Origin of the sequence: Streptomyces sp. NPDC005195, from assembly GCF_040608315.1 — a bacterium.
In the GTDB taxonomy this organism is placed as follows: domain Bacteria; phylum Actinomycetota; class Actinomycetes; order Streptomycetales; family Streptomycetaceae; genus Streptomyces; species Streptomyces kaempferi.
In genome coordinates this window covers 1-5,176 of the sequence record NZ_JBEXHZ010000151.1, presented here as the reverse complement: position 1 = coordinate 5,176, position 5,176 = coordinate 1, and the positions used below count along the sequence as shown (strand labels likewise).

General features: G+C 72.0%; 1 pseudogene. It reads left to right on the top strand.

Annotated elements, in window-relative coordinates:
• Window positions 1–2: 2 nt before the first annotated feature.
• Window positions 3–5,176 (top strand): annotated as a pseudogene (locus ABZV34_RS36995) (beta-ketoacyl synthase N-terminal-like domain-containing protein); the annotation flags it as partial.

The window sequence follows — 5,176 nt, the reverse complement described above, 5'->3', positions numbered from 1 at the left end:
CGCTGCGGACCCTGGTGGCGCGCCACACGGCGCTGCGCACGAGCTTCGCGCTGGGGTCACAGGGGCTCCGGCAGGAGGTCGGCGAGGCGTACGACCCCTGGCACGACCCGGGCGAGCTGCGGGTGTGGGACGAGGGCGAGGCGCACGCCTTCGCCGATGCTTTCTTCGCCGAGCCGTTCGACCTGGCCGTCCCCCGGATGCTCCGGGTGTGCTGGCTGCCCCGTGACGGCGGCGGAACGCTCCTGCTGCACCTGCACCACATCGCCGTCGACGGCTGGTCGCTGAGCACCCTGCTGCGGGATTTGTCCGCCGGCTACGCCGAAGCCACTGGTACCGCGTCCGTCCCGCGCTCGGCGGCGGTCCCGGATCCGCTGGATTTCGCGACCTGGCAGAGCGACTGGCACGCGACCACGGCTTACGAGGCGCAGCGCGACGCTCTCCTACGCCACTACCGGGCTCTGGAGGAGCCCCGGGAGGCACTGCCCGACAGTGCCGGTGCAGTACCCCGGGCGCGGCTGCTGCACACCTCGCTCGACGTCGTTCGCCGCGGCAAGGTGGACCAGCTCTGCGCCGAGTTCGGGCTGACCCGCTTCCAGGTGCTGCTGAGTGTGTTCTCGTGGAGCCTCTACGGCGCGACCGGTCTGATACGGCCGCGCGTCGCGGCTCCGGTGGCCAACCGTCCGGTGCGCGAGTTCGAGGACAGCGTGGGCATGATGGCGAACACCGTCCTGCTGCCGGTGTCCGTCGCACCCGGGGAGGACCTGCGCGCGAACCTCGCCCGCGCCGGCGCGGACAGCGGGAAGGTGCTGGGACACCAGGACGTGGCACTCGCCGACGTGCTGACCGGCTGGGAGGCGGTCGGCGACGGCACTCCGTTCGATTTCCTGTTCGTCCTGGAGAACACCGACTTCGAGGGGTTGCAGCTGCCCGGCTGTGTCCAGCGCCCCCTCTGGTGGGCCGCGGCGGAGGCCAAGTGCCCCATGACGGTCTCCGTGGTCGAGCATGCCGACGGATTCGACCTGCTGTGGGAGTACGCCGAGGACCGCTTCACCGGCGAGGCCGTCGACGCAATGGCCGAGCTGTTCCGGCGAGGCGTGGACGCGCTCGCGTCCGGTGGCCGCGCCACCGCGCGGGAGCTGGTCGCGCCGTACCGGCAGTCGCTGGCGCACCACGGACGCGGCCCGGCCCCGGAGCCGGGCTTCACCACCGTCGCCGAGGGGTTCGCGCTGCAGGTCGCCCGCACCCCCGACGCTCCCGCGGTTCTCACGGCCGACGGGAGCACCCTGAGCTACGCGGCTCTCGACGCTCTCGCCGCGGACCTTGCTGCGGACCTGACCGGTCGCTACGCGATCCCGGCCGACGGCGGTCCCTGCCGGGCTGCCCTGTATCTGAACCCGTCCACCGAGCACGTGGTCGCCCTGCTGGCGCTGGCGCGGCTCAACGTGACCGCGGTCCCCCTAGACCCCTCGTACCCGGCTGACGTACTGCGCCGCGTCCTAGAGCGCGTCAACCCGCTGTGCGTGATGGTCGCGCGCGACGGCACGGAAGCGCTGGACGCCCTGTTGCCCGACGGCGTGGTGCACCATCTCGTCGACCTGGCGGAGCCCGCGCCGCACCGCGACGGTGCCCCGCGCGCACCGTACGAGGACGGCACGCACGACGGCGGCCGACCGCTGTACACGCTGTTCACCTCCGGCTCCACCGGAGTTCCCAAGGGTGTCCAGATCTCCGACCGCACGTTGTGCGACCTGATCCGCTGGCAGTCCGGCCGAGGCGGTCTGACCGCCCCGGCCGCCACCCAGCAGTTCTCGATGCTGTCGTTCGACGTGTCGTTCCAGGAGATCTTCGGGACACTCTGCACCGGTGGCAGCCTTCAGCTGATACGTCCCGAGTGGAGACAAGACACGCCCGCGCTGCTGGAACGGCTCGAGGCCGCGGGAACCGAGCGCGTCTTCATGCCCTACGTGGCCCTGCAGCTGCTCGCCGAGTACGGGGTGCGGCTGGGCAGATACCCCTCACGGCTGCGCGAGGTCGTCACCGCAGGCGAGCAGCTGGTGTGTACCGACACCATCCGCCGCTGGTTCACGGGACTGTCCGGAGCCTGCCTGTACAACCACTACGGTCCTACCGAAACGCACGTGGTCAGTGCCCTGTGCCTGGAGGGCGACCCGGCGCGCTGGCCCGAGCGCCCCGCCATCGGCCGCCCCGTGGCGGGCGCCGACCTGCGGGTGGTGGACGCCCAGGGTGATTCGGTCCCGCCCGGGTACACCGGTGAGCTGCTGATCGGCGGCACCATGACCACCCACTGCTACCTCGACGACCGCGCCGCCGACGGCACGCGCTTCGTCGACGTGCCGGGCGAGGGTCTCTTCTACCGCAGTGGCGACCGAGCGTGGTTCGACGCCGACGGTCTGCTGCACTACGCGGGCCGCGACGACCAACAGATCAAACTGAGCGGGCACCGGCTGGAACTGGGTTCCGTCGAGGCGGCCCTGCTGCGCCATCCGGACGTGCTCAACGCCGTTGTGTCCCGTGACAACGGCCAGCTGACCGCGTCCCTGCAGATCCGTGGCGAGACGCCGTCCGCCGACCACCTCACCGCGCACCTGTCGGCACTGCTGCCGTCCTACGTGCGCGTCGAACGATTCCGGAGACTGCGGACGCTGCCGCGTACGCCCAGCGGCAAGCTGGACCGGCAGGCGGCGCTCCGGGCGCCGGGCGAGGAGATACGCCGTTCCGCGGCTCCCGTCCACGGGCTGTCGGCCGAGGAGGAGCAGCTCGTCGCCGCCTTCGAGACAGTCACCGGGACGGTAATCGGCCCCGACCAGACCTTCTTCGAGGCGGGTGCCTCCAGCCTCACCCTCATGCGCTTCCACCTGCACTGCACGACGGAACTGGGCGCGCGCTTCACCATCGCGGATCTCTTCGAGCACGTCACCGTCCGCTCCCTGGCCCGGCACCTGTCCGCGAACCCGGCCGGCGGCCGGCCGGCGGCCGTCGCCGCGCTCGCGCAGGACAACGGACGCCGCGAGCCCGGTGAACCGATCGCGGTCGTCGGCATGGCCGTGCGGGTGCCCGGCGCACCGGACCTGTCCGCCTTCTGGGACCTGGTGGTCTCCGGTTCCACCGGCTTCCGCCGTTTCGACGCCCCCGAGGGCGTGATCGGCGTGCACAGCACGCTCGACGGAATGCTCGACTTCGACCCGGCTCACTTCGGCATCAGTGCCCAGGAAGCACGTCTGATGGACCCTCAACAGCGTCATGTCCTGATGTCCTGCGTGCAAGCCCTGGCACACGCCGGAGTCGCGGACACGTCGGCGACGCGGGTCGGGCTGGTGGCCGGTGCCGGGGAGAACACGTACTTCCAGTCCATGCTGCGCGAGGCCGACCCGGGCCGGCTGCCCGACGGATTCCAGCTCGCCCTGAACCACGAGAAGGACTTCCTGGCGACCAAGGTCGCTTACCATCTCGGGCTCACCGGTCCCGCCTTCAGCGCCCAGACGGCGTGCTCCAGTTCGCTGGTCGCCGTCCATCTCGCGGCCGGCCTGCTCCGGCAGGGCGAGGCCGACGTGATGCTCGCCTCGGGTGTCCTCATCGACCCCGGGCAGACCGGCGGCTACCGCTACCGCCCGCAGCACATCTTCTCCGCGGACGGCGACTGCCGGCCCTTCAGCGACGACGCGAGCGGAACGGTCGGCGCGAGCGGGGTCGGCACCGTGGTCCTCAAACCGCTGCGGCTGGCACGGCGTGACGGCGACACCGTGTACGCCGTGATCACGGGTTCCGCCATCAACAACGACGGCTCGGCCAAGATGAGTTACACCGCGCCATCCCTGGCGGGGCAGCGCGAGGTGATCCGCACCGCCCTGTCCCGCGCCGGACGCACCGGTGCCGACCTCGGATATGTCGAGGCGCACGGGACCGGCACCCGCCTGGGCGACCCCATCGAAGTGGGCGCGCTGCGGCAGGCGTTCGACGTGGACGAGTCCGGCCGGTGCGCGCTCAGCTCCGTCAAGAGCCAGCTCGGTCACATGGGCGCGGCGGCCGGTGTGGTGGGTCTCGTGCGCGCGGTCCTCGCCGTGCACCACGGAAGCATTCCGCCCAACATCAACTTCCGGGACTTCAACCCGGAGATCGGCGCCGATCCCACCCCCTTGTACGTCCCCACCCGGACGACGCCTTGGCCCGGGGGATGTGAACGGGTGGCCGCTGTCAGCAGCTTCGGGATCGGCGGCACGAATGCCCACGTCATCGTGGAACAGGAAACCGGGGCCAGTCCCGCCGAGACCGGCCGGGCACCGGAGTGCCTGGTGCTGTCCGCTTCCAGCACGGGCGCCCTCGCGGCTGACGCCGCCCGGATCGCCGACTACCTGGAACTGCGGCCCGAGCGCTACGCGTTGGTGCTGCGTCACCTTGAGGCCGGGCGTGTCCCTCGCCGTCTGCGGGCTGCGGCACCCGTCACAGACACGGTGAGCGCGGTGCGTTGGCTGCGCGCGGTGGCCGCAGGCGAGACCGAGCACGGCCTCGCCGAGCCCGACGCGGCGACGGTCCCGGCCGTCGGCCTCACGGCGCACGCCATCGCCGAGAACTGGACCGCCGGGAAGACCCTTGAGTGGGAGGCTGGCCCCGCCCCCGCACCCTGGGACTTCCCCCCTCCGTCCTTCGATCTCGCAGAGTACGACTTCGAGCGCGTGCCCGAGGCCGCGGCGGCGGAGCCCCGGCGGCTTCAGCGGGCCGACTGGCTGCACCAGCCGTACTGGGTCCGGGTGCGCCGCGCGGCCGCCGCGCGCACGCTCGGCCCCGCCGACCGCGCGCCCGTCGTGGTGGTCGTCGCGCAGTCCGTGACACCCGCGGCGCTCGCGCCCTTCGAGGCCGTCGCGTCGCGGGTGGTGCGGGTGCGGCCCTCCGGTGCCTTCACTCGCAGGGGACCCGACGTCTTCGAGGCCGACCCGGCCGACCCGGCGTCCCTGTGCATGGTGCTCGACGCGCTGTGCGAGGACGGCGGTGACAACGTCCTGGCGGACACCGAGTGGGTGCACGCACTGCCTCTGGGCGTGACGGGCCCTACCGGTCCCGGCACGCTGGCACATTCACGGCACGCCTGCTTGGACACTACCGCGGCCCTGGCCCAGGCGCAGGACGGCCGGAGCGCCTCACCGCGTGTGTGGTGGCTGTC